The organism is Bathymodiolus platifrons methanotrophic gill symbiont, assembly GCF_002189065.1.
Lineage (GTDB): Bacteria > Pseudomonadota > Gammaproteobacteria > Methylococcales > Methylomonadaceae > Methyloprofundus.
In genome coordinates this window covers 1-1,558 of the sequence record NZ_BDMN01000535.1, presented here as the reverse complement: position 1 = coordinate 1,558, position 1,558 = coordinate 1, and the positions used below count along the sequence as shown (strand labels likewise).

The window sequence follows — 1,558 nt, the reverse complement described above, 5'->3', positions numbered from 1 at the left end:
CTACGGCTATCGCGGACTAAAAATCATCACTTCGCTTAGGCTCCGTTTCCATGATTTTCAGCGAATGCGTGGTTTAATTGACGCTTACGTTGAAACAATAAATTAGGTATAAAACATTGGATTTTTCTCAATTAAGAACGACAACAAAAAAAACAGCACCTGTTGATCCTATAAAGTTATTTGAAAGTCTTCCTAGCTTAGAAAGCACACCAAATGATCTGTGGCGTGGTCAAACTGAAGCTTTGAAAAAATGGAATTTAGTTAGAGATAGCAGTGATGTTCTTGTTTCACTTAACACTGGAGCTGGAAAAACAATTGTAGGTTTACTTATTGCCCAAAGCTTGGTGAACGAAGGTGTTGAAAATGTAATTTATGTTTGTTCTACCATTGATTTGGTCAAACAAACAGCAACCGAAGCTAGGAGAATTGGCATGCCTTATACAACTCGTGTCAAAAGAGGTTTCGGTAATGATTTATTTGAAACTGGAAAATCATTTTGTATTACAACTTATCAAGCATTATTTAATGGACATAGCACTCTTCGGCGTAAGTTTTTTCCTCGTGCTGTAATATTTGATGATGCTCATGTTGCAGAAGGTATTTTAAGAGATGCTTTCACTGTGAGAATTAATTGCAACGATTACCCAGAACTTTTTAATGAAATATATCTCTTGTTTATGCCGCATTTTAAGGAATTAAACATTCTCGGTAAATTTAAAGATAGCGTGAATCTCGGTGAACAAACGACAGCATTTGTTGCTCCTAGAGGACTACAGCAGCGAAAATCACAGCTTTTAAAATTATTTGAAAAACACAATATCAAAGATGATAAGAATTTAACTTATGCTTTTAGTCATATAAAAGACCACATTGAAGCATGTTCTGCAATTTTTACTCGTGGAGTTTTCGAGCTTTCTCCACCATTTCTCCCATCCTTGGCATTAGATATTTTTGAACGGCCTATTAAACGAATTTATTTATCAGCAACATTACAATCTCAAACTGAGTTCATAAGAGCATTTGGACGGAAGCCCTCAAAAACGGTTGTGCCTTCTAATGATGCTGGTAATGGTGAACGCCTAATAATTAATGGACAAAAAGTTAAAGGTGGATTCTCTCCTGAATATATTAAAGAATTTTCCCAAGACAAGAAAATAATTATAGCTGTCCCAAGTTATTCAGCATCTGAAAAATGGGAAGAAATATCAAAACCTCCAACGACAGAAAAGTTTTCTGAATCTTTAAATGATTTTCGTAAAACAGATAAAGGGGCTTTTACTTTGTAAGCGTCGATTCTTCCCACCTAGACAAGCTACGCCACTTACTTTAAAGGCTTGATTTTTTCAGTCAGGTTCCAGGGTAAAAACTGATCCAATGCCTCTGGCTTATAGTGCCTACCAAGCTTGGGTAGTGCGGTGAGTAAATACTTTAAGTAATCAAAAGGCTCTAGGTTATTGGCTATCGCTGTCTGCACAAGACTGTAAAGTAGTGCGCTGGCATTAGCGCCGCGTGGAGTTTGATTAAATAACCAGTTTTTACGGCCAATCACAAACGGCTT

2 protein-coding genes are annotated in these 1,558 nt (G+C 36.6%); one reads left to right on the top strand and one right to left on the bottom strand.

Annotated features, from left to right (window positions below; all coding sequences use genetic code 11):
* The first annotated feature begins 116 nt into the window (after positions 1–116).
* A complete protein-coding gene (locus CDZ78_RS20205; RefSeq protein WP_087871557.1) occupies positions 117–1,286 on the top strand; it encodes a DEAD/DEAH box helicase family protein in 1,170 nt (389 codons plus the stop codon).
* A gap of 35 nt (positions 1,287–1,321) precedes the next feature.
* On the opposite strand, the gene CDZ78_RS20200 is transcribed toward CDZ78_RS20205, so the two are convergent.
* The coding region (locus tag CDZ78_RS20200; RefSeq protein WP_167374429.1) for a transposase domain-containing protein at positions 1,322–1,558 on the bottom strand (237 nt) is incomplete at its 5' end.